Raw genomic sequence first — 23,222 nt, forward strand, 5'->3', positions numbered from 1 at the left:
TCTGAACGCCGTACTTCCGATGCAATGATGTCTATCAAAAATTATCCCCTCTGCCTAATAAATTTAAGCTAATATGGAATTTTAAAACCTATATTCTAAGTGACGCAACAATAGATACCTATCGCCGCTTGTACATTTCTACGGACTAGCGAACTCGATATATCAGGCTTGCAATAAACGCTCGAAGTCTATCCCTTACCGAGAAGCCTGTATGATACATCGTGAACTTTTTATGCTTTATTTTTTCTACAGCCAAAACAAAATCTGTAGTTTCTAACTTATAAATCGTGAGCTCATTTCTGCTAATTATGACCGGAAGACTAATCTGATCGCGTATACTATGTTTCACAATTTGCCCCCACCAATCTTCCATTGCGAGCTTGCATACCTTGGCGTTTTGCTGTCGCATAATAAATCCGCCTTGGTAAAGCCCCGCGTTTTCAGGATAGCCTGCACGACGATAAGTGTTAACTTGGAGCTCAATTCTTTCACTCTTGTCCTTTCCCCAGCGCATGCATTCGAGAGCTTCATCGTATATACAACTTCGTCTGTTATGTTTCGCCAACCCTATCTCAGCCCCTGAATTTAAAAAGGAATCAATGTAGACAGGAGCACCTTCCAGTAAACCTAAATTGGCATCAACCCAGAGCGTGTATCTGTAATCAGGAAAAACAAAATGTGGCAGCACTTTGAGCGCTTTTGCAGTTAAACGAGGATTAGCTAGTGAAAAATTTAGATGAATAACGACCCAGCCTGATGGCGGCTCATAATCGTGGTCGTCCGTAAAACAAACAAAGTCAAAAAGCGCCCTTATACTAGGCGGGATCTGTGGCACTAAGCTATAGCCATTTGTCGCGCAGGTGTAGATCACAACCCGCTTATCAGGCAGAGCTTTTGTTCCGTTCTTCCTTAAAGAACTCAAACTCGCAATCAGCGACTCATCTACGCTCATTAGATATGCTCTCGATATACTTTGTAGGATTCTCTTAAAATCCGAAATTTATCTTTCGAAGGAATCTTTCCAGTCACACTGTGTGAGGCATGAGTAACCTCACAATCTGGTAAAAAAATTATTCGTCCTCCTTGCCTTTCACATTGCTCTTTGAGTAATGGCTCTTCACCCCACAAAAAGACTCTGTCATCTAAACTTTTCGCATCTGTAAAAAATTCTGGCCTGGTAACGAAACACGAGCCATGGCAAAGGTATATCTCTCGTTGATCTAAATTTGGATTCCTGCTCGCGGGGCCTCTGAGCCATTTAGCAACCAGAAAAGAAGCCCTGAAAATTAAATAGTTCGAGTATCGGAAGTCAAATATGGCCCTCTTTAATCGAGATCTCTTCCGTTCTGCGGACGGATTTTGCTCCTCTCCGTCCTCCGTGGTGATTCTCGGCGCGACTACATCGACATCTCCAATAACATCGCTACAAGAGTTTAGCGTAGTTATAAAATTTCGATTGAACTCAACATCTGGATTGGAGAAAACAATCCATTGATATTGCGAAGAATCTACGCATTGCAAGAAATGGTTAAACCCTCTAAAGTATCCGAGATTTTCGCCGGGTCTCAAACACAAAAAGTCTTCTCGGGACTGAAAATCCGCGATCGAACTCGAGTTGTCAACCACAAAAATATCTGAAGATTGGTTAGTATTCTGCGCCTCGATACTATCGACCCACTTGGCCACAAAATCTTCTTGAAGATAATTAACTGTGACCCAGCAAACTCTCCGTGCTTCCATAAAATATATCCCTAACTGATACCCGTTTTAACTATTCCTCATTTCCGCGCGCCCCTCGTCTCTGAAGATTTTTTGAAAATGAAACAGAGCCCTATAACTAATTAAACGGCGACACACGAAACACTGTAGGTGTCGACGATAGGCTCGACAGACGGCTACGTGGCTGTATCGCGATCAATGCTCCTAGAAAAACCCACACGACGTAATCACGCAAGACCTCGTTGAAGAATGCATACCAAAAAAAGTAAATACCCGTGTAAAAAAGAAACATTAAATGTGTAGCGCCACGATACTTCCTTAGAACTGACGACGCTCGCAAAAAAAGTTTAATATGGGTAAAAAGCAGTGCCGTAATAAAAACCACTGATACTATCAGACCATAATCTATGAAAAATTCAAGATAACCGCTATCCATCGAATGTTGCAGGTAATTCCGAGTCCAGTTCAGCCCCCTACCAAAATAAGTATAGTCCTTCAAAAGTGGCTCAACTTTTTCAAATAGGACAATTCTGGGGTCGTATTGCCTGTCAATTCGCCCGAGCACGACATTAAAACGCTCCATAAATACAGTACGCATGAATGGCACAAGCATTAAAATCAGAAACACAAATCCCAAGGCAAGCCCGCCAATTATAAGCTTACGTAGACGGTTACTTAGCTTGCCGGTTGCCAGGGCCCAGAGCATAAAAAAAAGAACAATCGAGAAGCTATATTGCCTAGAGCCTAAAAGCAGTCCATTGAGAAGCGGTAGCGCCATAGCCAGGGAATAAATAAGTTTTCTGCCGATATAACGGGTGTCTCGGTAAGCAGAAAAGGCTGCAACCTGAAGAAAAAATGTCGACAGGAGAAAGCCATTAATACCACCCGGGAGAGCTTCTTGTAACGTTAAGCGCACAGCGCTAGAGCTTCCAGCAGGACCCACAATTATGAGAATGAGCACCAGCGTACTTACAAGTAGGCTCGTTGTTGCCAACCCTCGCAATAATCTCTTGCTAAAAATATATTCATAGCACCTATATCCAACGAAAACGTAGAAGGTGATATAAATCCAGCTTGAAACAACTTTTAGTTGGATAAAAACACTGGTAGCACTTGATAGATCGAATAAGATTAGCGCATCGATAAATACCATGAGGATCGCAACTACGATAACCGCAAGTAAGGCTTGGTTCCTAGGAGGTATTTGTGCCCGTACGTTTAGCAGCAAAGGTGCAAAGAGAGTGCCCAGAAGCAACGCTACTATACTCAATGAAATTGGACCAAGAACAGTAAAGTTGAACAGGTGCATCAGCATTGTCACTAACAGGATGTAATGTATTGCCGTACTACGTCTTATTTTCGTCAACGAAAAAGCTCTCCTTACCTATTTGGCCATTCATGCAAGTCTTTTATTCAATGTAGACTAATCATAGCGACAATTCGTGATGGCCCCATTTTCCAGGCGAGTTCGAAATGTAGCCTAACCAGCAATTACCCCATTGATAACTGACGGGAGCTGATGAGAATAGAGCTGCTAGCGCGAATTTCTTTATCGCTGTTATAACGCTAAAGCCCATACTACGGTGCCTGTTATCGCAAGGTAGTAAAAACAAATTCTCGACTACTCATGCACTTACGCAATAATTCCGAAGAGTTATAACTGTGTCAATCGCAACAGACAGTGCGCTCAAGGGGTTACCTACAATAATTTTTCGTCAGTTACTAGACTGGACAAGCCATACCGCTATCAGTTTTCCTTCCGCTAACGAAGGCTGTAGTTTACTCATCTAATCGAGACTATTATCTCAAGGGAATTAACAAGGTTTTTGTCTCCGCTCAATGGCTACTGGTCGCATCAAGTCGACCAGCACTGAACTTGACCACAGCTAGTGACTCTCAGTCCTTCGTTTTTTTTCCGAACACCAACACCGTTTCGGCTAGAGGATATGACACCCATTATTCGGAAGCCAAACTTAACTATAGGCTACTTTTTAACTTAGCTCGTGACTGGATTAGAAACCGAAGGAGTCTTGGGAGTCGCCTAAGCCGATATATGTATCTCTGACGGGGAGAAAGATCAGCGTGTTGCTCAAAACTGGCGTCGATATGTCTTCTGAACTCAGAAAAATTCTGCTCACCTAAATATAAAAGACAGAGCTCTATGTGTTTTTCTGCACGGCGCGCCGAGAAAACGTCCACAGAGCAATTTAGGTACTCGGCAAAGTGAGGAATGGTTTTAAAAAACGCTGCAGTTAGTTCCTCTACTCGAGCAACATTCCCAATATTTCTTTCCGTCCATGACCCAATAGATTCGGCTCGATAAACTGACATTGCTTTATACGTGTATATTGCGCCGCCTCTCTGCGAGCCAAATATCTCGAGATAGTAATCACCAACCAGAGCCATAGTAAAAAACCAATCGGGTAGCCTAGTTAGACTTTCTCGGCGGAAAAAATAAGAGCAGGTTGGCGCAAAACTCCGACTACTCATGATTACTTCGTGCAGAGAAAATTTTCTGTCTCTGCCATAATCCCAACGATGAGTATCATGGATGACAGATTCCGCCCTAGTCAGAGCAGAGTGAAAAGCAAAATCGATTTCTGTATTTTTTTCAAGCAGGTCTACTTGAGTCTGTAATTTCTCAGGGGCGATCCAATAATCATCGCCCTCACAAAGAGCAACATATTTACCCTTTGCAAATCCAGCTGCATAAACGAGTGGTTTGAATCCTCCTTTGGAATACTGATTTACTGATTGAAAAATAGGACGAATTATTTCCGGATACTTAAACACGTATTCTTGAATTATTTCCCCTGTTTTATCTGTAGAGGCGTCGTCGTGAATAATAATTTCAAAGGGGAAATCGGTTTCCTGCATTAGAAAACCTTCTAGTGCCTCCCTCACATATAACTCATGATTGTATGTGGTACACACGACACTGACAGCGATCGTTTCCGTCTCGTTCCAACCATTTGTAATCTGATTTTGCGTCCTGCTAATCATATTTTCTTTATGTACCCACACTGAAATTGCAATGAATAAGAGAAGCTCGTAGACAAGCGTATGCGTGTCTTCCGGTTCTGACAGATGCAGGAAAGACAATCTCGCAGCAAAGAGGCATCACGCCTCTGGCCCCGAATGACTACGCTGGGAATTCATGATGTGCTGCCAACCCTATAATCACAACGATCTCCGCCCGGCCATAAATTCCACCGAGTCTTTTAGGGCGCTCAGACCTAAAAGTAAGGTAAATACACTATAGGATACTGCTCCGATGACAATCAGGAACAGGAGCTCAGTCGCTCCGCCAATTTCGATCCAGCGATCCGAAAGTATCACCACCGCACCCATCATCACACTCGTCGCTATAGCTGGTAAATAATCCTTGGCTTGTTCGAACGCGCCGTAGTCGAGAAACTTGCCTGTATAATACCCGTTGATAGCTAGCCCTAGCGTACTTGAAAGAACGCGACTCCAGGCTATGCCTGTCAAGCCAAAGAAAGTGCCAGCGACAAGCAATACAACGCCAAGGCTCTTTTTAATCATCGACAATCGAAAACTAAGCTTTGCATGGCCTTGCGCCCTTAAAACATTGACGTTGATCAAGTGCAGTGGCCACAATAGTCCAGCGAGGCACAAAATCTGTAATAGGGGCGCTGCGGGTAGCCATTGCTCGCCGAAGACCTCGCTGACAACTGGCGTGGCAAGCACGGCGAGCCCAAGCATCGCAGGCGTAGTAATAAGCATTACGGATCGTAAAGATAGGCGCACTGCCTGTCGTAACCGCACCGCATCATCAGCAATCGCTGAAAACAGAGGAAAGGTTACCCGAGATATAACGGTTGTTAACATTGAGCTCGGGGCTGCTTGGGTATTGTCCGCCTGATTGTAGATACCTAAATCGTAAGTGCCGTAGTACTTGCCTATCAGTAGGGTGTAACCTTTTTGATAGATCGTATCCAATAGGCTAGCGGCAAAGATCCAGCCACTGAACGCCATCAAGCTGTTGAACGAACTCCCACTAAAGGTCATTAATGGGCGCCAGGAACTAAAAACCCACAGCAGCAGAGTGGTGCAAATAGTCGCCGAAACTGGCTGCCAAGCCAGCGACCAAACACCGTAATCAGACCGGGCGAGATAAATTGCTAGCCCGCTTGAAATAACGGTCGCCACGGCACCAACAATAGTGAGTGCCTTGAAGTTCAGTTGCTTCGTTAGCAACGTAGTATGAATCGTGCCGAATGCACTGATAAAAATATTGCACGCCATCAACATGGTCAAAGGGCGCAAAACTGGCAGCTCAAAATATCTCGCGATCCAAGGCGAAAGCGCAATTAACGCAAGTGTCACTACCACAGCGGCACCGATATTGAACCAAAAAATCGTCGACTCATCGGTATGCGTTGCGTCCTGCTTCTGTATCAGCGCCGCTGAAAAGCCGCCATTTACAAACAGGGCACCAAGGCCGAGAAACAGGGCTAGCAGTGCCACAGTTCCGAAGTCTTCGGGCACCAGTAAGCGCGCAAGAATTACTGTAACGACGAACTTTAAACCTTGGCGCACTAATATATCGAGGCTGCTCCAATACACGGCAGACCTCGCTTTCAAATGAAGCACGGCATATATCCTAATTTTTAAGCGCTGTTACCAAAAACGGACTCATGAAAAATTAAATGCATAAGACGACCGCAACCTAACGAAACGAGCCACTATTTCGAGGCTCGCGCCTGGTTCTCCCACGGAAAACCAGAAGACGTGGACGCAATCCCAAGGTAGTCGGCGAACCTTTGGTACGCGATCTCGTCAGCAACATTGAGTATTAATAGGTCGTTTGGCCTGGTACTAAAATATTCAATCACGGACCGATTGTAACTGTCATAGTGCGCAATCATTTTCTCTTTATTGTAGGGGTCTTCGTCAGTGGTACCATGAAGTAGTACCGTGTTATACATAAAGCCAGGCCTGACGTAGGCAGCATTATGCAGGTCCTGCACGGTAGGGATTTGGCCGTTTCCAAATAGTCTGGAATGAAACGCGGTTAGCGATCGATACCACTGTTCAGCGTCATCCCGAACGGAAAGAATGAACTTACTTCCCGGATATGCGACGTCTAGATGCTTAAACGTATTGGGATAGCTGAATGGTACATCTTGGAAAACTTGAGCAGTTTTACAGTACTTTATGATTTCCTCAAAATCACCAGCAAAGTAATGACGATCCGCAAGCAACTCCGCCGCTCGCTGGTCACCAACAATAAACCCTAAATCTTCAAATGCCTTTTTTAGCGACGTTGTGCCAGTTTTATTACGCCCAATACAAAAATATTTTACTTTGTCTTTCACCAGAAGACTGTGATACCGCGATTTTACCTGCCACTTTAAATTAGACCTTAGGCTCATAATTTATACTCTTAAAGACCGCAGGCGAACGCTGTGCAATATAAGGTAGGCATCTCATGGCAAACCCCCTGCAAAAAGACGGATCGCACTTTCAATTTCAGTTTGATTGCGGATATCTCCAGCTCTTGTGATGTTAAAATGGCTAGGCCCGTCATACTTACAGTGAGAAAGTCCAAGTTTTTTGGTCATTTCAGTAAAAACCTGCGCGGGATCTGCACAAAACTTTTCATAGGAGATCGTGATTTTTCTTGCTGCGCTTACTTTGCCCATCCCCGTTGCAACAGCCTTGTTTATATAATGTACCTGGCCAGCGACTTGAGAGAGGGGTGGGAGATGCTTCAGTTCCTCATATTCCGGTATCTCGAACGAATACCATTGATCTTCACGTCCAAGTTGTTTTTTTCTGGCGTCAAGCACAGACGCTACGTTGCTGACTGGATCACGTTCAATTTGCACAAAAAGTACATTTTCAATAATGGAATCTAAAAACGGAATATTATTATTAAAGAGCAGGCCCTTTGCGGCAAAGGGCTTCTGAAATACGTCGATAATCCCCGCCAACTCTCTCAACATGGTCTGCGTATCCATGCTTTGGCGCAATTCATCATCCGTCCACACATCGCGATCAGGCTCAGCTAGAAATCGTCGCCAAAAATACCAAAACTCATTGGGCGCCAGTACACCTTTAGTTTTGCCATTCTGTGATTTGTACTCTGCCTGCTGCATAAATTCACCTAACTCATCGCGAAAGCTATAATCAGGATCCGTTAACAACAATTGTATTTTTGCACCGATTATAGGCGCTTGATAAAACCGCGATAGCAGGTTGGTCGGGTAACAAACAATGCCTGTATTAGCCAGCCACTGCATAAATAGAGTCGTTCCACTGCGCATTGGTCCAACAATAAGTATCACAGGAAGTTGTGGCATCCTATAGTCGCTGAGAGCTTTTTCCTCAGCCACTGATAACGATGAGTTTATATCCTTTAATAACGTTTCTAACTTAACATTTCGAGCGAATGATCCAGTCCTCTCGGAGATTGACACATCCTCTGAACTCATTAGTGCTCTCCCGTAATGATGGAAATGATCCTTTCCATATCAGCCGGCCCATATCGCTGATCAATAGGTAAGGGCAGGAGATTCATAATCATTGATTCAGCCCATTCCTCTGTTACTCTGTCAACGGCCTCATGCCAGTAAGTCGCTACAAATATTCGCGCAGTCAGCAATCGATTTCTAAGCGCGCTGTCTTGTGTCGCAAACGGGTAACAGAGCGGCCCAGAAGCCTGAAGCGGGTCAACAGCGATTGCGTTTAGCTTGCCCAATTTTTTATGGAGGTATCGAAAGTTTTGCAGGCGCTTTTTGCCGGCATAATCGAAATCAATTGATGATAGGATTATTTCTGTCAGCTGAGACATGCGCTGAGGCTCACATAGCCCTAAGCTCTCCTCGGCAGTCTGATAAAAGGGATAGCCCGCCTCAGGTGATTCACCGAGTCGCTTCAAAAGATGCGGCGTCCGATCAAAAGAACCTGTATCCCGAATTTCTGGGGCTGAGATGGAAATCTGGCTCATCAATAAGCCTCCATCCGGCACGCCAAAAAATTTTCTCGGCGAGTAGACTGTTGCCAGTGCATTTTCTGCAGGCGTTGAAAAAAAAGCCTGGGAATAATCAAGCACAAGCTGATCGGGCGGAAATCTTTTTAACAATGCGGCAACGTTGACGTCGCAGATACCGAAGTAGTTCACATAGAGCAGCCAATCACTGTTCTCAATTTCGCAATTTTCGTCAACTAACAGCTGATCATCCAGCTCATACCAAAGATAGGTGATTCCCTCTTGCTCCAAGGGCGCGAGCATTGAATCACAAATATATCGCGGCATCCAGACCCTTTTTGGCCTACCTGCCCGAAGCAAGGCCAGGAAAGCAGCCCTGGCAGACTGGAACCTGTTCGCTTCTGCAAAAGGGAATCCGACTCTATTAGGCAACTCTAATTCGAAGTATCCTCCGATGGGAGTAAGCGTCTCGTCAGACAAGCTCATACCCTTGAAGCAATTTCATGCACTGCGCTTTATCATTGAACATCATCACATCGATAATCGAAAGGTGTGAAGTAAAAGTATTGCTGAACTGAGGATAGGGTGTCGTTTTCGTTCGAAGAAAAGAGAGCTGCTTGTCGCGACTTGAAAAAACGCCTTTATCGTATAGCGTCTGCCCGCCTTCAGCGTTGATATAGTGTGTGGCCCCCATTTCGTCGCAGATTGCGAGAACGCGTTCTTGTCCGCTCAATGCTTTGTCGTACTTCAACTCTGAAGATATATACCATGTAGTATTGATGCCTAAATACTCGCAAATCTGACGAAGCTGGTAATCTACAAATCGAGCCAGGTTCTCTTCTTCCTGATGGAAAATATCTTCGATCAACGGAAAGACAGTAAGGAACTCTGGGGCTTTTGAGTATGTTTGGCGTATTGTTTGTAATAATTTGCGTGACCCATTTCCAACCAAAACTTGGTTAATCAGCTTGTTAGGGCTCGCTCCCTGCGTAGGGAGCGTAATTAGTTGCTTATGATCTTTAGCACAAATAAAATTGCGATTGATCCAGCCACCCTTGATGTAGTTAACGTCATCGTAAGCAACGAAGGCATCCACGGCATTGATGAGCTGAAAGTAGCCTAAATACGGAAACAAGTAGGGCTGCATGATTGCTAGTCTCATCAGAGGCTTACTATCAGCTCGGTAATCCGGTCGACCTGTTCATTATTTAAACTGGGGTATATGGGCAAACATATCACCGCGTTCGCCACGCGATGGGCGGCTAACAGCGCTTCCGGTTTAGCGCTCGGCAACCCGCGATACATCGGCATATCACTGAGCAACGGGTAAAAATAGCGTCGGCCATTAATGCCGGCGTCTATCAGCTTCTGATACAGTGCGTCGCGACTCAGGGGATAGTTTGCATCGACAAAAATCGGGAAATAGGATGCATTTCCTTTCGTGTCTGACGGCTGCTCCAGCATTGATAGGCCTTCGACATCAGCTAGCGCTGCACGGTACCGCAATTCGATTTCGTTTCGACGCGCTAACACTGAATCAATGTAGTCGAGCTGCAGCAGCCCCATGGCCGCACTGACCTCACTCATTTTGCCATTGATCCCCGGAGCGACGACGGTAACCTGATCCACGAAGCCAAAGTTCTTTAAATGATCAATGCGTTTCTTGCTCTTGGCGTCAGGGCTGATAATCGCACCGCCTTCGAAAGTGTTGAACACCTTGGTTGCATGGAAGCTCAATACCGATAGATCGCCATGTCGAAGCAGGCTTTCACCCTTGTATTTTACTCCGAAGGCGTGAGCCGCATCGTATATAACCTTCAGGCCGTAAGTATCGGCGATTGTCTGGATATGCTCAACGTCACAGGGATTACCGTAGCAATGCATAGGCATAATGGCGGTGGTCTGCGGGGTGATGGCTTGTTCGATGAGTCTCGCATCTAAGTTACAGGTGTCAGGATCAATATCTACGAATACCGGCTTGATGCTATTCCACAGGAGCGAATGCGACGTGGCTGCGAAGGAATAAGGCGTCGTGATAACTTCGCCGCCAATCCTTAGCGCCTGTAACGCTGTGACCAGCGCGACGGTGCCGTTGGTAAACAGGGACAGGTATTCGACGCCAAGATAATCACATAGCGCCCGCTCTAATCGTTGGTGGAAAGGCCCATTATTGGTGAGAACCTTGTTCTCCCATATCTGCTCCAGATAGGGAATAAACTCTTCCAGTGGCGGCAGATGGGGCTGAGTAACGTAAATGGGGGGTTCAGACATAGCAGGGTTCTTTCTTTAATAACTGGTAGCCGAGCTACCATTGATTTCGCAACATAAAGTATGTGGTACTTCTAGATTGTATACATAATTTAAATACTTCGAATCGTTACTCACAGAACGCGGTTGATGTGCTGCAGTCATTCATCAATCAGGTATCGATGAGGCCGTAAATGCCATTATTGTGCTTGGCAAAGTTAAATTCGGGCATAGCTGCATACAGCGATGCGTCACAACCAAGATGGCTAAACGCATGTGGGCCTAGATTGTTTACTATCTGATTTGTCATCTAGAGGCCCGCCTAACTCACATCGACGCCTTGCGCAATTAGTTCAGACTCCAGTGACTCAATTTCGGCCTTGATCGCCTCGTACTCTTGCACCTTGCGGCGCAGGTAGCGCAGCGAAATGGCGGCTTTTGCGGTAATGCCTTTAGGTGTCAGCAAGTACACATAGGCGGCCTTGCGCTGGGAGTTTTTAAAGTTCGTGGCTTTCACCAGGCCCTTGGCCACTAAAGCCTGCACGCAGTAGTTGACCTTGCCCAGGCTTACGCCCATTTCGCTGGCAATCTCGCGCTGAGTCGCTTGCGGGTTCGCCTCAAGCAGCTTGAGGAGGGTGTATTCGGAATCTTCTGTCATACCGGTTTATCTGCTTTTGGCACGCTACCGCCCCACCCTGGTTCTTTTCACGGGCGCAATGCGGCGTTGTGTTGACGTGTTCAACAGTTGAACACAGGTTGCTAATAAAGAAAAGTCTTAGCTTGCAAAAGGCGTTTAACGCGGAGCCAGTGGCTAGCTACAGCGCATTCAGCGCATTAATAGGCACCTCGACAGTGTTTTTTCGCCCCAGTAACTCGATCAGAATCAGGGCGCGCGCCTCGGGCTGGCCGCCTTCAAACACAGCCGTGAGTCCTGCAAAGGCGCCCTCTAACACCACCACTTTATCGCCAGCCCGAAAAGGCCAGCTTTCCTCGCCCGGCTCAGCGCCCTGCACCGCCTCTAACTCTTGTAAGTAGTGCACGACGGCATCGGGCACCGGCCTGAGTACATTGCCGAAACGCACCAACCCCGAAACGCCTAGCGTTGAACGCACCGGCGCCAGACTCTGTTGATTAACATCAGCGTGTATAAACAGATAACGGGGAAACAGTGGCTCGACAGATGTTGTCCAGGCCACCCGCCTGCGCTTGCGGACTGCTATCATCGGCAGATAGGCGGCATAACCCTGGCGCTGAAGCTGTTCCTTAGCGGTGCTTTCTTGCCGGGGCTTAGCCTGCACCACAAACCATTGCATACTCATTTGCGTTGGTATCCGAAATTAAGGGCCCGGAGAGTCGGGCCTAAGTGTGTGTTGCCTGTATTTCGCACTAATCCATAAACGGGTTGCGCTCGGGCTCGGCTGCTTGCGGCAACAGAGCGACTTTGCGCAGCCCCTCCTCTGCGGGGGCTACCGCCGATTCGCCTTTGCGTTTGGTGCGCTGCCTAGACGCAGTCGGCTCCCGGTAAGGGTGCAGATACACTCCTGCTAAAAAAGCGAAGTAGACCATATTGGCCGGCACAAACAGGTTGTAGTCTACCGTCTCGTGTAACAGCATCAGCAGCAGGCCCAGCCCCGCGCCCACCTGTATATACCGAAATTCGCCCCAGTCACCGCGCTTCCACAGGCTAAACCACCGTGCAAAATACAGCGCGAGGAAGCCCACTATCAGCGCAATGGCCACTATGCCACCATTGTAAATCCACTCCAGGTAGCTGTTATGGGCCCGATTAATAAAGTAATTGGCCTGACTGAGGTCTTGAAAGCGGGCAAAGGTTTGCTGAAACGTGCCAGTGCCGGCCCCGAGGGGAAAGAACTGGCCGATACCCTCAAACACGCCGTCAAATATAATCCAACGGCCATTCGATAGCGGGCCGCTTACCGTAAAACGCTCCAACACTGTGCCCAGGCCGATGGCGATCGCCAGGCCCACCGCAAGCGACACGATAACCCCGGTGCGGCCAAACGTGTTGCCCCCGCCGATGCGACGGGAAAATACTGCGCTCACCAGCAAAACACCCACTAGCGTGAGCACAATGCCGGTGCGGGAGCGGGTAAAAATAATCGCCAGTAACAGCAGCAGTGCGATCGCGCCATAAGAAAACGCACGATGCCCGTCGGCCGTTGCATAATACTGCATGCGCTCACGCAGGCTCCTGCCCTGCTGCGCCGGGGTCTGCCGACCGAGGGTGGCCATAAACAGCGCCAGGCTCAACATCAACGACAGATACAGAAATCCGGCAAAATTGTTGCGGCTGGTGTAAGTGCCCACCGCATTGCCATTGCCATATTCATAGCCCAGGTAAAATACCGGCGATGGCGACGAGCCAAACTGCATCAGGCCGAGCACCGCCTGGAACGTTGCGACCACCAGCATGAGTGTCACCAGCTTCTGCAGCGTGCGCACCGAGGTCGCTCTTGTCAGCAGATACACCGCTATCGGCACCAATAACATCAACCAGCCCGACAGGGTTTCGCGCGCAATGATCGACAACGTCACCACGCCCTGATCGACTGCTGCCGCCTGCTGCGCCAGAAAATACTCTGCCTGCCCCGGCAGATCTACCCGGCTCAGCCCAGGCAAGGGTAGCAATTGCAACAGCGGAAAAACCGCTAACGCGGCCAGCAGAACAACCTCTACACGCCGCAACAGAATGCGGCGCTCAGTGCCCCACCACAGGGCCAAAAACCCGGCCACCGCCAGCAATTCGAGCAGCAGCGCGGCCAGCGGGATCTTGCCGGAGCGGAACAGGGGCGCCAGCAGTATAAACGCGGCCAGCAATACCTGTGGCGCCCTGCTGGCAATTGACGACGAGGCATTCATCGTTTGCGTTCAATCCTTAAGGCATCCACCCACAGGGTGCCTTCTATCTCGTGGTCTACGTCGCGCGTGCCCACCGACCTTAGCGTCAACACCTGGCCGACACAGTCCGCGGGCACCGTAATATCAAAGACAAAATCGCGCCAGTCGCCGGTGCCGGCAAAGGTGTCACTGTTGCCGAGTAGTCCGCGAGCCCCTGCATTGCAGTCAACACGCCACTGCAACCCACGGCGGGCCTTCAAAGTGTCCGGCCGTACCCTGCCGCTGAACGCATAGGTGCCTTCGCTCAGGTACAGGTTTTGGCTGAGGTGCCTGAACCGAATACGCTTGCCGCTAAACGACACACGCAAGGCGGTGTCGCCTTCCGATCCGTAGGTATCACCCGAGGTAATGCGTATACCGCTGTTTTTGGGCGGGGAGGCGCGCCATTCAAAGCCGGTTTTGTTGACGATTTCGCGCTCAAATCCGCCGTCAAACACATACCCCAGGTATTGCATATCCTCTTTATCCAGACCATTCACCCAGTACAGATAGGCCTCGGCAATCAACTCGTCTTTGCGCAGGCGACCGATATACAGGTCACGTTCACGCGCACTCAATGGCACCTGCGTCGACGCCTCGCGCATCTCAACCAAGGCTGTCACAGTGGCCACGTTCTCTGCATTGGAAGCAGCGTACTTAAAAAAAGCCTCCCACCACGGGTAGATTGAAGGATTTTCGGTGATGGGCAGCAGCGCGCCCTGGGTTTGCGCTTGCGCCGCAATGCCCAGTAGCTGCGGAAAGTAGCTCTCCCGCAGTCCTCTCTGGTTGCCGACCAGCGCTGTGGCCAAATGCTGCACCGCCTGCTCGATGTTTTCGCGCGCAGACCAGTACACCGCCAGATCTAACTGCACGGCATATTGCACCGGCATCAGTGTGTTGGCCACCGTTGCCAGACGGTCGCCTTGTGCTACGTTATCGTCTGCTAAGTACAGGGCAGCCACGTCCATTTGCGGCCGCGCGTCTGCCGGGTTGGCTGCAATGGCGGCTTGCAGCAGCGGCAGCGCCGCGGCGGGCTGCTCTTGCCGTATCGCATTAGCACCTGATTGCGCCAGCGCCGCCGGGTGATGCTGATCCCACCACAGCGCCGTTTGCAACTGTTCGGGGTCGCCATCACGGGCCTGTGCGACAAAAAAATCGGATAAATTGATGCTCAATATCTGCCACGTCACCACAGCGGCAATCACGACCAGCGCCGTTCGCCTGCCGGTCACGCCTGCATGACTGTCATTTAACCGCGCACTCACTGGTAGTACATCCTGTTAATCAACACGGCATCGCCCTGGCGGATCGCTTCGAGGGTAATGTCCAGCTCGACTATCGACGCTTCGCCCTCTGCGCCCAGCGTCGTAATGCGAAACCGACCAAAGCCCAGGCGTCCGTTTTCGGTAACGTCGCGCCAGGTGAAATTGCGCAGCGACATCTGGCGCGACACCGTCTGCGTGAAAAAATTCGCATATTCGGCGTAAACGGCATCACGGCCGTTACCGTCAGTGGTTTGTGCAGCCTCCGTAAACAGCGCCGCAAAAGCCGCCGCATCACCAGCGGCATAAGCTGCCGTAAAACCATCAATGAGTGCTGCCAGTTGAGGCAGCGTGATATTGGACCCCAACGCCTGAGCCACCTGCGCAGGCGCCGGTTCTGGCTCTGGCTCTGGTTCTGGCTCTGGCTCTGGTTCTGGCTCTGGTTCTGGCTCTGGTTCCGGTTCCGGTTCCGGTTCCGGTTCTGGTTCTGGTTCTGGCTTTGGCTTTGGCTCCGGCTCGGGCTCCGGTTCTAGCTCCGGCTCTGGTTCCGGCTCTGGTTTTGGTTCTGGCTCGGGTGCTGGTTCGAGCTCTGGTTCGGGTTCGGGTTTTGTCTCTGGCTCAGGCTCAGGCGCTGGGTGTGGCTCTAATGCGAGCGCTGCTTGTGCGGTTCGCGCGCTCACCGCCACTGCAACCGGCGGCTTATCGTTAAAGCGCAGCGCGCCGCGTTGACCCAACAGGTCTTGCCGGGGCATCGTGATGCTCGCTTCGGCAATCGATTCACTGCCGGTATGCGCAGTCGCAACCCGCAAATTGGGCTTTTGATTTTGTCGGTACAGGAGTTGTGCCAGAAACACCAGCACCAACACCAGCGCCAGCACGGTGGCTTGCTTCGCCCGCGCAGAGAAGCCAATGGTCGATGCGGAATCTGCTGTGCGCCCTCGAGATTCTGCCGGGGCGGGCCCTTTAGTCGCGGGCTGGCGCACAGCATCCGAGCGCGGCCGGTTGGCGGTGGCTAACGCCGCATCATAGGTTTTGCGCTTCGCCCCATTGCGCAGGGTGTTATAGGCCTCGTTAATGCGCGGCGCGTACACATCATCCCAGCTATCACTGGCAACCCCCTTGTCGGGGTGAAAAATGCGAATGAGGTACTGGTAATGCCGCTTAATCAGCTGGGCCGGGGCATCCGGGGTAACGCCCAGAATGCGGTAGTAGTCGCCGGCCGCATCCAGCATCACCTGCTTGAGAAAAAAACTGACGCTGTCCCGGCATTCACCCTCTGTCGCATTTAAAGCGGCCGCGGTGGCAGTAATCTGCTCATCGGAAAGAAGAGATGTGGTGGCGGCCAGCAGGTCTGTAAGGCCGGCCGGCAACGGCGCGGCCACGTCACGCAACCGTGGGAAGCGCGCGGGCTCGCGATAAAAGGCCAGCGCCGCTGCCAGTAGATCAGGAATCACTGTCGTTGAGGTGCTCAGGCGCGTTGCCCATCATCGCTGTCGCCACCGTAAGAATAGCCATAGCCATAGCCATAGCCATAGCCATAGCCATCACCCGATTTTTTCAGGTCAAACTTGGTCAACACCGTGCCCAGTATGCTGGCACGCGAATGCTGCAGGCGCTTTACGCCGGCCTCGAATGCGCCCGTGCGGGTGCTATTAGCGGCCGCCACCATAATCGTCGCCTGCACGGCATCAGCAATAATCACCGCATCCGCCAGGCCCAGCAGTGGCGGGCTGTCGATAATCACATAGTCAAACCGCTGGGCGCCCAGCGCCACCAGCTCTACCAGCTTGCCGCCTTGCAGTAATTCTGCGGGGTTGGGCGGTACCGGCCCTGCCGTCATCGTAAACAGCCCGGGAATGCCTAACGACTGGGTCACCTCTGCCGGGTCTGCATTGCCCGTCAGGTAGTTGGTCAGCCCTTTTTCGTTGGGGCAGCGGAACAATTTGTGCAGTGATGGGTTGCGCAGGTCACCGTCAATCAGCAGTACCTTGCTGCCGGTCTGGGTAAAATTGATCGCGATATTCACCGCGGTGGTGGTTTTACCCTCGTTAGGCACGACGCTGGTGAACTGCATGACCTTGGGGGCGCCCTCGGCGGTAGAAAACGTGAGCGCCGTGCGCATGGAGCGATAAGCCTCGGCCAGCGCCGAGGTGGGCTCCTGATAGGCCATTAAAGCGACATCATAATCCGTTACTTCTTTAGCGTTCAGGTTGGGAATGATGCCCAGCACCGGTTTATTCAGCAGTTTCTCCAGGTCGGCACCCGATTTAATGCTGTCGTCCATCACTTCAAACAAAAACGCGATCGCCGCGCCCAGCATCAGGCCCAACACCAGTGCGAGCGCCGCATTGAGTGTCATATTCGGCTTAAACCGGTTGCGCGGCACTTCAGCGCGGTCGATCACGGAAATATTATTGTTGCTGGCACCGGCGGCCACGCCCACCTCTTTCAAGCGTTGCAACAGGCCGTCGTAGAGCTCGCGGTTGGTATCAACACCGCGGCTCAGCGTTTTAAAATCGACACTGTTGGCTTCCAGATCAAGGATTTCCGCACGGGTTGACGTAATACGCTCTGACAGCATCGCCTCTTCACGCATCTTGGCCTGGTACTTCACCTTAATGCCGTCGCGGATGTGCCCGATCTCCTTGCTCACCTCAAGATCAAGCTGTGCGATCTTTTCCTGCAGCTGCAGCATTTTCGGGTAATCCGGCTTGTAGATTTTCCGATTCTCCTGATACTCAGAGGTTAAATCGGCGCGCTGCTGCTTCAAGTTCTGGATTACCCCACTCTCCAGCATCTCGGCGAGGCTGGCCATACTGGCGCTCAGCATCTCCTGATACTGTGATTCTGCCGCAAAGCGTTGGGATTCCACCTGCACCTGGGCCCGGTTCATCTCCTTCAACTTCTCCGTCAGAATGCCCAGCTTGTCATCCCGATTGATAATGCCGCGCTCCTGCGTGTAAGCGACCATTGCGCGTTCGGAATCTTCCAAATCGGCCCGCACCTGTTTGAGGCGTTCTTCGAGAAAGCCCTTGGCATAGGCCGAGGCCTCAAAGCGACGCTCCAGGCTCATATCCACAAACGACGCCGCAATGGCGTTCGCCACCAGGGCGGCCTCGGCGGGGTCGGGGCTTTCGTAATACAGCCGCACCAGACGGGAGTTACTAATGGGCGCGACGGACAGGTTGCCCAGAAACACGGCTTCCAGGTCTCGCGGCAATGCGTCCTGTGGCGCCTCCGCAGGGCCACTGAACCACCCTTTCACACTGCCAATGAGGCCGGCGATAAAGCTGGGCTCCGCGTCATCTGGCACCATAGCGCCGGATTCGTGCAGCCCCAGCTGGTCGATCACGCGCCGCGCCAGTGTGCGGCTTTGCAACAGCTCGTACTGGGTTTGGTAGAAATCCCTGGAGCCTGATGACTCCTCGCTGGTCACCCCTTGATACTCCACTACCTTGCCCGCGTCCCGCTCAATTTGCAGCACCGTAGTGGCGCGAAAAATCGGCGTCATCATCGTCGTGGCGATAATCGTGGCGACCAGCAACACGCCCGCCGTGATAAAGATCGTCCAGCGCCGACGCCACAGCAGGTTCCATATCTCGCGCAGGTCTATGAAATCATCATCATCAACCGGGGCGGCCGCTGGCGCGGCAATCGCCTGCTCGTAACGCGCCAACTGATTTTTCAGCTCAGCAATCATCAGTTGCTGATCAGCGGGCACGGGATTAGTAGGCGGAGACTCTGAACTCATGAATTATTTAAACCTTGCTAAAATTGGGCGAAGCCGACAAAGCCGCGCAGGGTGTCCGTAATACCCTTGATAAACGATTTGCTGCCGGAGACCGGCACCACCACCTTATCGTTGCCAATGATTTCCGGGTCGACGGTAGTGCCCGCCAATACGTCTTCCAGATTCACCACGTAACCCACTACGGCGCCGGATTCATCGGAGCGAAACACCACGACCTCTTCTTCATCGGCCAGCGCGCCGGCGTCACCGGCCATGGCGAGTGCCTGCAGCAGCGTGGTTTTGCCCTTTAGCGGATAGACGCCGGGGTTCGTCACATGCCCCAGTACGGTAATCTGGTGGCTGACATATTCCATGACATCAATGTTCACCTGCGGGTCTTGCAAATAGTCCTCGGCATAAAGCTCAGCGATCAAATCCTCAGACTGCTCCCGACTCAAGCCCGCCACCTTCACCAGGCCTATCAGGGGCATTTTGATATAGCCAGCGGCGTTAATACGCTCGGTACCCGAGAGCTCATCCACCTGAAAAACATCAATTTGCAGCAGGTCTGAGGGGCCGAGGATGTAGTCGCTGGTCGACAGTTCGACGGCACCGCTGCCGTCTTCCGGCGTCAGGGGCATAGGGGTACTCATCATCTCAGGGCCCGCCGACCACGCCAGCGACATACCGCCCAGCAGTAGCCCAACGACACAGCAATACCTAGCAATTTTCATAGTACCACCCACCCCATAATACGCCGCGCATTATCGCATAGCGCGCTGTTACCCTTAATAGCGCTGGAACCCAACGAAGCCGCGCAACGTGTCGGTGATACCTTTAATGCCCGACGCCACACCGGCCACCGGCACCACAATTTTGTCACTGCCGATGACCTCGGGGTCACCCTGCTCGCCGTTTTCGATTTGCGCCAGATCCACCACATAACCGACGACTTTGCCCTCGGTATTCGCGCGGAAGATGATAACGCCCTCTTTGTCGGGTAAGCCGTCCAGGCCATTAGCCATCGCCAGGGCCTGCAGCAGCGTAGTTCGCCCCTTGAGCGCAAACACGCCGGGCTTCTTCACCGCACCCATCACCGTCACCTGCTGACTGGCATACTCGACAATGTCGATGTTGACCTGAGGGTCTTCCAGGTAGTCTTCAGCGTAAAGCTCGGTAATCAGGTTTTCTGCCTGGCCCTGCGTCAGCCCGGCCACCTTCACTGAGCCAATGAGCGGCATTTTAATATAGCCACGCGAATTCACCCGCTCCACACCCGACAGCTCCTCGATCTGAAATACGTCTATTTCCAACTGGTCGGAAGGGCCTATGCGATAATCATTGGTGGATAACGTCACCACGCCACTGCCCGGTGCAGGCGTGGCCGGCATGGCCTGTAATTCACCCGAATCTGCGGCAGACGCCTGCGCGCCAACGACCATCGCACCGCACACCACCGCCAATAGCAGCAGGTGTTGGCAAACCGCTCTCCTGTACCTTCTCACTCTCAACATAACGGAGTATCCTGATCATTCACGCCGCAGAGTGTGCCTGACGACGGCCATACCTGCGGCAATACTGGATTCAATCGATTCACACAAGCCACCCATACTGGTTAAATTATAGCGCAGCGCACGGCGGCGAGTGTCACCGCGCGCGTGCAGCGTGCGCCTGGCGATGTGCCCGAATGACCAAGACCGGGCGACGCAGCCCTGCAGCATCGCTGTGTTGCAATTTAATCCGCTAGCGGGTCACTCGCCACCGGCGGCACAGCGCCCGAGGATTGCAAAATCGCTCGGCGTCGGCGCAAGACAAAAGCGCAGTGAACAATAAAAAGAACAAAAAATATCAGCAAACTAAGGCTTTCAGGCACATGTTCCAGTGCCAGGCCCACACCCGCGCAGAGGCCGGCATAGGCCACTAACACCGCCAGAGCCTGGCGACTTCCCATACCCTGATCCACCAGCAAATGATGCAGATGCGAGCGGTCGGCCTCTGTCAGGCGCGCACCTCTGCGCCAGCGGCCCAGCATGGTGGCAAGCATATCCATCAGCGGTACCGTGACCAGCCAAAGGGCCGTTACCGGCAGAATCACCGCGTTCTCGCCCTGTGAAAAATAGACCAGCGAGGCGGTCACTAAAAAACCAAGCGTGACACTACCGGCATCACCCAGGAAAACCTTTGGCAATACGGTGTTGTTGGGGCCCAAATTGAACACCAGAAAAATGACGCAGGGAATCAACAGCAGCAACGCAAAATCGGCACCATCGTGGCCTGCAGTGCGCGCCAACACTAACAACACCGCAAGCGGCAGCGCCACGAGGCTGGCAGATAACCCGTTGATGCCATCGATCATGTTGTACGCGTTGCACAAGCCTGCCACAGATAAGCCCGTAAGCGGAACGCTCAACCACAGCAAAGGAATATCGCCCGCTGCAAGCAGATTACCCACATTGGAGATGCTGATACCGCCGATCATGGCCAACAAACCGCCGAAGCCGAAGTGCAGCACCAGTCGCACGGTCGCATTTAAATGCTGATAATCGTCATACACACTCAGCAAAACCAACCCGCTCGCAAGCGCTAGGCACATGGCCGTATAAGGCGGAATAGATAGCACCATCGTACCGAACAACAGTGTGGCGTATATCGCGAGGCCACCCGTTAGCGGAATATCGCCTGTATGGTTCTTACGCCCACTGGGACGATCCACCAGGTCAACGCGGTGTCCTAACCACGCCGTCGACCACAGCGCAATGGCCGCAAATGCGCCTATCAACGCTAGCGTTCCTATCGGCAGCATCGGCCACTCACTGACACGGAAGAAAACAGATTCGCCGTCATCTGCCGGCACCCAACAGGCGCCCCAGCAATCCGGGTGTGCGCGCCTTACCGTCATGTTTGTTGCTGCTGGGAGGCTGCACATGAGGCGGCGAGACCGCACCCGGCTCCCGATCGTCCAAAATGGCACGCGGACGGTCTTGTACCAGCCGCTGCGCCTCGTCTTCGCCCACCAGCAGCGCTGCCGCTGCGCGCGCCTCTGACAGCTCTGGTGTTCTGTTTTTGAGATTATGCCCGTCTGAGGCCAGCAGGTGCACCACGCCCTCTGCCAGAAAACGCTCAGAGATTGCCTTCACCCTGTGGCCGAAGCGACCCAACAGGGCGCCACCGGTTATTTGCAACCACGCACCCATAGAGACCGCTTCGAGGAATTGCTCGTAGTGATCCTCAACGTAACTGAGCCGTTCGGGGTGCGTGATAATCGGCACATAGCCCGACGCGATGACGTTGTGTAAAAGATCCAACATACCTGGCAGCGCAACGTGATGCGGTGGCTCAAACAGAAAATAGCGGCTGTTGTGGAGCGTGGGCAGTGCCCCGGCTCTCAAACCCTGCAGCAGGTCGGGAACCACCTGAATATCAGCGCCATAACTAATCGCCAGCGGTATCCCCGCGGCCTTCAGCGCCGCCCGAAAGTCGACGACGGCATCCTGAATACCGGGCACAGTGTTCTCAAACAAACCGGGATAAATATGCGGCGTACACACCGTGGTGGTAATACCGTCAGCCACTGCCAGACGCGCCATGTTCAACGCCGTGTCGAGATCACGGGCGCCGTCGTCAATAGCCGGTAGCATATGGCAATGTAAATCAATCATACGGGCGTTCTATCCTGGAGCGAAACAGCAATGGGCGCAGGTCGCTAAACATGACGATTACCAGGTAACGATATACTGATTAGCAACATTTACACACGTCCTACCTGAGCAACGCCAGAGGCATAAGAAAAGAGTGATCGTTTACACTAAAACCGACGGTCCGCGCTGCACGCGGGCCGGTATCATTTGATATTCACGAAACAAAAACGCCCGGCAATTGCTGGGCGTTTGAGAGCGTTCCGACCAGCGTTTAGCGCGAGATAGGCGTCAACGTAGCACCGTTACCGTCATAGTCTGCGCCTTTGGCAACCACGCCCACACCTGCGGCCGCGGTTACCGCGAGAGTCCCTGCTCCGAGATTTGTTCCCAGGACACCGGTTGCCGCACCAGCTCCTCCTCCGACCCCGGGAGCAGCGCCCATCTGATTATTGATGCTGGCTGTGTCTATCGCGCTGCAGGATTCCGGCGTTCCTACCTGCAGGATTTCATTGGCTTCAACCGTCTGCACGCACCCGTTGGCGTACTGAATCTGGGCAGAACCACCGCCCATCACCATCAGGCGATCACCGGGATATACCGCCATATTCTTTTGAGCCTCGACGTAGGCACCCGTCTGATTAATCATAACGGGCAATTGCAGGCCAGTAAGCTCGGTTCCAACATTATCAGCAACGACTGAAAGGCTGCTGCCCAGCAGAAGAGTCGATGCGGCGGTGATCGCTAGTGTCTTGATGTTCATGGTCATTCCT

At 51.8% G+C, this 23,222-nt stretch carries 22 protein-coding genes; all 22 read right to left on the reverse strand.

The window, feature by feature from the left end; translation table 11 throughout:
- Positions 1–145 precede the first annotated feature (145 nt).
- Entirely contained in the window at positions 146–952 is an 807-nt protein-coding gene (locus EYC82_RS08555) for a glycosyltransferase domain-containing protein (RefSeq protein WP_279249117.1), read from the reverse strand.
- Positions 952–1,740, reverse strand: a complete 789-nt coding sequence (locus EYC82_RS18145; RefSeq protein ID WP_423243901.1) for a glycosyltransferase — start codon at positions 1,738–1,740, stop codon at positions 952–954. The genes EYC82_RS08555 and EYC82_RS18145 overlap by 1 nt, the downstream gene beginning before the upstream one ends.
- A 97-nt stretch (positions 1,741–1,837) precedes the next feature.
- Positions 1,838–3,085: a hypothetical protein gene (locus tag EYC82_RS08560; RefSeq protein WP_279249118.1), complete on the reverse strand. Its 1,248-nt coding sequence runs from the start codon at positions 3,083–3,085 to the stop codon at positions 1,838–1,840.
- Positions 3,086–3,696: 611 nt separating this feature from the next.
- Positions 3,697–4,722 carry a glycosyltransferase gene (locus EYC82_RS08565; RefSeq protein ID WP_279250672.1) on the reverse strand — a complete coding sequence of 342 codons (1,026 nt, stop codon included), beginning with the start codon at positions 4,720–4,722 and terminating at the stop codon, positions 3,697–3,699.
- Positions 4,723–4,899: 177 nt separating this feature from the next.
- Positions 4,900–6,336: a lipopolysaccharide biosynthesis protein gene (locus EYC82_RS08570; RefSeq protein WP_279249119.1), complete on the reverse strand. Its 1,437-nt coding sequence runs from the start codon at positions 6,334–6,336 to the stop codon at positions 4,900–4,902.
- Between the two features lie 92 nt (positions 6,337–6,428).
- Positions 6,429–7,061 carry a sulfotransferase gene (locus tag EYC82_RS08575; protein ID WP_279249120.1) on the reverse strand — a complete coding sequence of 211 codons (633 nt, stop codon included), beginning with the start codon at positions 7,059–7,061 and terminating at the stop codon, positions 6,429–6,431.
- Positions 7,062–7,172: 111 nt separating this feature from the next.
- A complete protein-coding gene (locus tag EYC82_RS08580; RefSeq protein ID WP_279249121.1) occupies positions 7,173–8,180 on the reverse strand; it encodes a sulfotransferase in 1,008 nt (335 codons plus the stop codon).
- On the reverse strand, positions 8,180–9,157 hold the full coding sequence (locus tag EYC82_RS08585) for a hypothetical protein (RefSeq protein WP_279249122.1): 978 nt from the start codon (positions 9,155–9,157) through the stop codon (positions 8,180–8,182). Before EYC82_RS08585 ends, EYC82_RS08580 begins: the two co-directional genes overlap by 1 nt.
- Positions 9,150–9,824 (reverse strand): WbqC family protein, encoded by a 675-nt coding sequence (locus EYC82_RS08590; RefSeq protein WP_279249123.1) that lies wholly within the window; start codon positions 9,822–9,824, stop codon positions 9,150–9,152. Before EYC82_RS08590 ends, EYC82_RS08585 begins: the two co-directional genes overlap by 8 nt.
- Positions 9,825–9,838: 14 nt before the next feature.
- Positions 9,839–10,948: a DegT/DnrJ/EryC1/StrS family aminotransferase gene (locus EYC82_RS08595; protein ID WP_279249124.1), complete on the reverse strand. Its 1,110-nt coding sequence runs from the start codon at positions 10,946–10,948 to the stop codon at positions 9,839–9,841.
- A 148-nt stretch (positions 10,949–11,096) separates the two neighbouring features.
- Positions 11,097–11,234 (reverse strand): hypothetical protein, encoded by a 138-nt coding sequence (locus EYC82_RS08600; protein ID WP_279249125.1) that lies wholly within the window; start codon positions 11,232–11,234, stop codon positions 11,097–11,099.
- Between the two features lie 12 nt (positions 11,235–11,246).
- Positions 11,247–11,582: a MarR family EPS-associated transcriptional regulator gene (locus EYC82_RS08605; RefSeq protein ID WP_279249126.1), complete on the reverse strand. Its 336-nt coding sequence runs from the start codon at positions 11,580–11,582 to the stop codon at positions 11,247–11,249.
- Positions 11,583–11,739: 157 nt separating this feature from the next.
- On the reverse strand, positions 11,740–12,243 hold the full coding sequence (gene rfaH / locus EYC82_RS08610) for a transcription/translation regulatory transformer protein RfaH (RefSeq protein WP_279249127.1): 504 nt from the start codon (positions 12,241–12,243) through the stop codon (positions 11,740–11,742).
- Between the two features lie 67 nt (positions 12,244–12,310).
- The gene (locus EYC82_RS08615; RefSeq protein ID WP_279249128.1) at positions 12,311–13,804 is read right to left on the reverse strand and encodes an O-antigen ligase family protein; all 1,494 of its coding nucleotides are present in this window, start codon (positions 13,802–13,804) and stop codon (positions 12,311–12,313) included.
- A complete protein-coding gene (locus EYC82_RS08620) occupies positions 13,801–15,087 on the reverse strand; it encodes a hypothetical protein (protein WP_279249129.1) in 1,287 nt (428 codons plus the stop codon). The genes EYC82_RS08615 and EYC82_RS08620 overlap by 4 nt, the downstream gene beginning before the upstream one ends.
- Positions 15,084–16,538, reverse strand: a complete 1,455-nt coding sequence (locus tag EYC82_RS08625) for a J domain-containing protein (protein ID WP_279249130.1) — start codon at positions 16,536–16,538, stop codon at positions 15,084–15,086. The genes EYC82_RS08620 and EYC82_RS08625 overlap by 4 nt, the downstream gene beginning before the upstream one ends.
- A gap of 14 nt (positions 16,539–16,552) precedes the next feature.
- Positions 16,553–18,835, reverse strand: a complete 2,283-nt coding sequence (locus EYC82_RS08630) for a GumC family protein (protein ID WP_279249131.1) — start codon at positions 18,833–18,835, stop codon at positions 16,553–16,555.
- 17 nt (positions 18,836–18,852) lie between these two features.
- On the reverse strand, positions 18,853–19,548 hold the full coding sequence (locus EYC82_RS08635; protein ID WP_279249132.1) for a polysaccharide biosynthesis/export family protein: 696 nt from the start codon (positions 19,546–19,548) through the stop codon (positions 18,853–18,855).
- 54 nt (positions 19,549–19,602) lie between these two features.
- The gene (locus tag EYC82_RS08640) at positions 19,603–20,328 is read right to left on the reverse strand and encodes a polysaccharide biosynthesis/export family protein (RefSeq protein ID WP_279249133.1); all 726 of its coding nucleotides are present in this window, start codon (positions 20,326–20,328) and stop codon (positions 19,603–19,605) included.
- Positions 20,329–20,549: 221 nt separating this feature from the next.
- Complete coding sequence (locus EYC82_RS08645; RefSeq protein WP_279249134.1) at positions 20,550–21,713, reverse strand: hypothetical protein; 1,164 nt, start codon at positions 21,711–21,713, stop codon at positions 20,550–20,552.
- Entirely contained in the window at positions 21,655–22,473 is an 819-nt protein-coding gene (locus EYC82_RS08650) for a tyrosine-protein phosphatase (RefSeq protein WP_279249135.1), read from the reverse strand. The genes EYC82_RS08645 and EYC82_RS08650 overlap by 59 nt, the downstream gene beginning before the upstream one ends.
- 250 nt (positions 22,474–22,723) lie before the next feature.
- On the reverse strand, positions 22,724–23,212 hold the full coding sequence (locus EYC82_RS08655) for a KH domain-containing protein (RefSeq protein ID WP_279249136.1): 489 nt from the start codon (positions 23,210–23,212) through the stop codon (positions 22,724–22,726).
- Positions 23,213–23,222: the final 10 nt, after the last annotated feature.

Source organism: Candidatus Marimicrobium litorale (assembly GCF_026262645.1).
Taxonomy (GTDB): domain Bacteria; phylum Pseudomonadota; class Gammaproteobacteria; order Pseudomonadales; family Halieaceae; genus Marimicrobium; species Marimicrobium litorale.

Bases quoted from the DNA above. Each gene is read 5' to 3' on its own strand.
- EYC82_RS08615 (WP_279249128.1), bottom strand. From the start codon at position 13,804: ATGAATGCCTCGTCGTCAATTGCCAGCAGGGCGCCACAGGTATTGCTG.
- EYC82_RS08580 (WP_279249121.1), bottom strand. From the start codon at position 8,180: ATGAGTTCAGAGGATGTGTCAATCTCCGAGAGGACTGGATCATTCGCT.
- EYC82_RS08655 (WP_279249136.1), bottom strand. From the start codon at position 23,212: ATGAACATCAAGACACTAGCGATCACCGCCGCATCGACTCTTCTGCTG.
- EYC82_RS08635 (WP_279249132.1), bottom strand. From the start codon at position 19,548: ATGAAAATTGCTAGGTATTGCTGTGTCGTTGGGCTACTGCTGGGCGGT.
- EYC82_RS08605 (WP_279249126.1), bottom strand. From the start codon at position 11,582: ATGACAGAAGATTCCGAATACACCCTCCTCAAGCTGCTTGAGGCGAAC.
- EYC82_RS08590 (WP_279249123.1), bottom strand. From the start codon at position 9,824: ATGCAGCCCTACTTGTTTCCGTATTTAGGCTACTTTCAGCTCATCAAT.
- EYC82_RS08645 (WP_279249134.1), bottom strand. From the start codon at position 21,713: ATGACGGTAAGGCGCGCACACCCGGATTGCTGGGGCGCCTGTTGGGTG.
- EYC82_RS18145 (WP_423243901.1), bottom strand. From the start codon at position 1,740: ATGGAAGCACGGAGAGTTTGCTGGGTCACAGTTAATTATCTTCAAGAA.
- EYC82_RS08565 (WP_279250672.1), bottom strand. From the start codon at position 4,722: ATGATTAGCAGGACGCAAAATCAGATTACAAATGGTTGGAACGAGACG.
- EYC82_RS08555 (WP_279249117.1), bottom strand. From the start codon at position 952: ATGAGCGTAGATGAGTCGCTGATTGCGAGTTTGAGTTCTTTAAGGAAG.
- EYC82_RS08600 (WP_279249125.1), bottom strand. From the start codon at position 11,234: ATGACAAATCAGATAGTAAACAATCTAGGCCCACATGCGTTTAGCCAT.
- EYC82_RS08595 (WP_279249124.1), bottom strand. From the start codon at position 10,948: ATGTCTGAACCCCCCATTTACGTTACTCAGCCCCATCTGCCGCCACTG.
- rfaH (WP_279249127.1), bottom strand. From the start codon at position 12,243: ATGAGTATGCAATGGTTTGTGGTGCAGGCTAAGCCCCGGCAAGAAAGC.
- EYC82_RS08630 (WP_279249131.1), bottom strand. From the start codon at position 18,835: ATGAGTTCAGAGTCTCCGCCTACTAATCCCGTGCCCGCTGATCAGCAA.
- EYC82_RS08640 (WP_279249133.1), bottom strand. From the start codon at position 20,328: ATGTTGAGAGTGAGAAGGTACAGGAGAGCGGTTTGCCAACACCTGCTG.
- EYC82_RS08650 (WP_279249135.1), bottom strand. From the start codon at position 22,473: ATGATTGATTTACATTGCCATATGCTACCGGCTATTGACGACGGCGCC.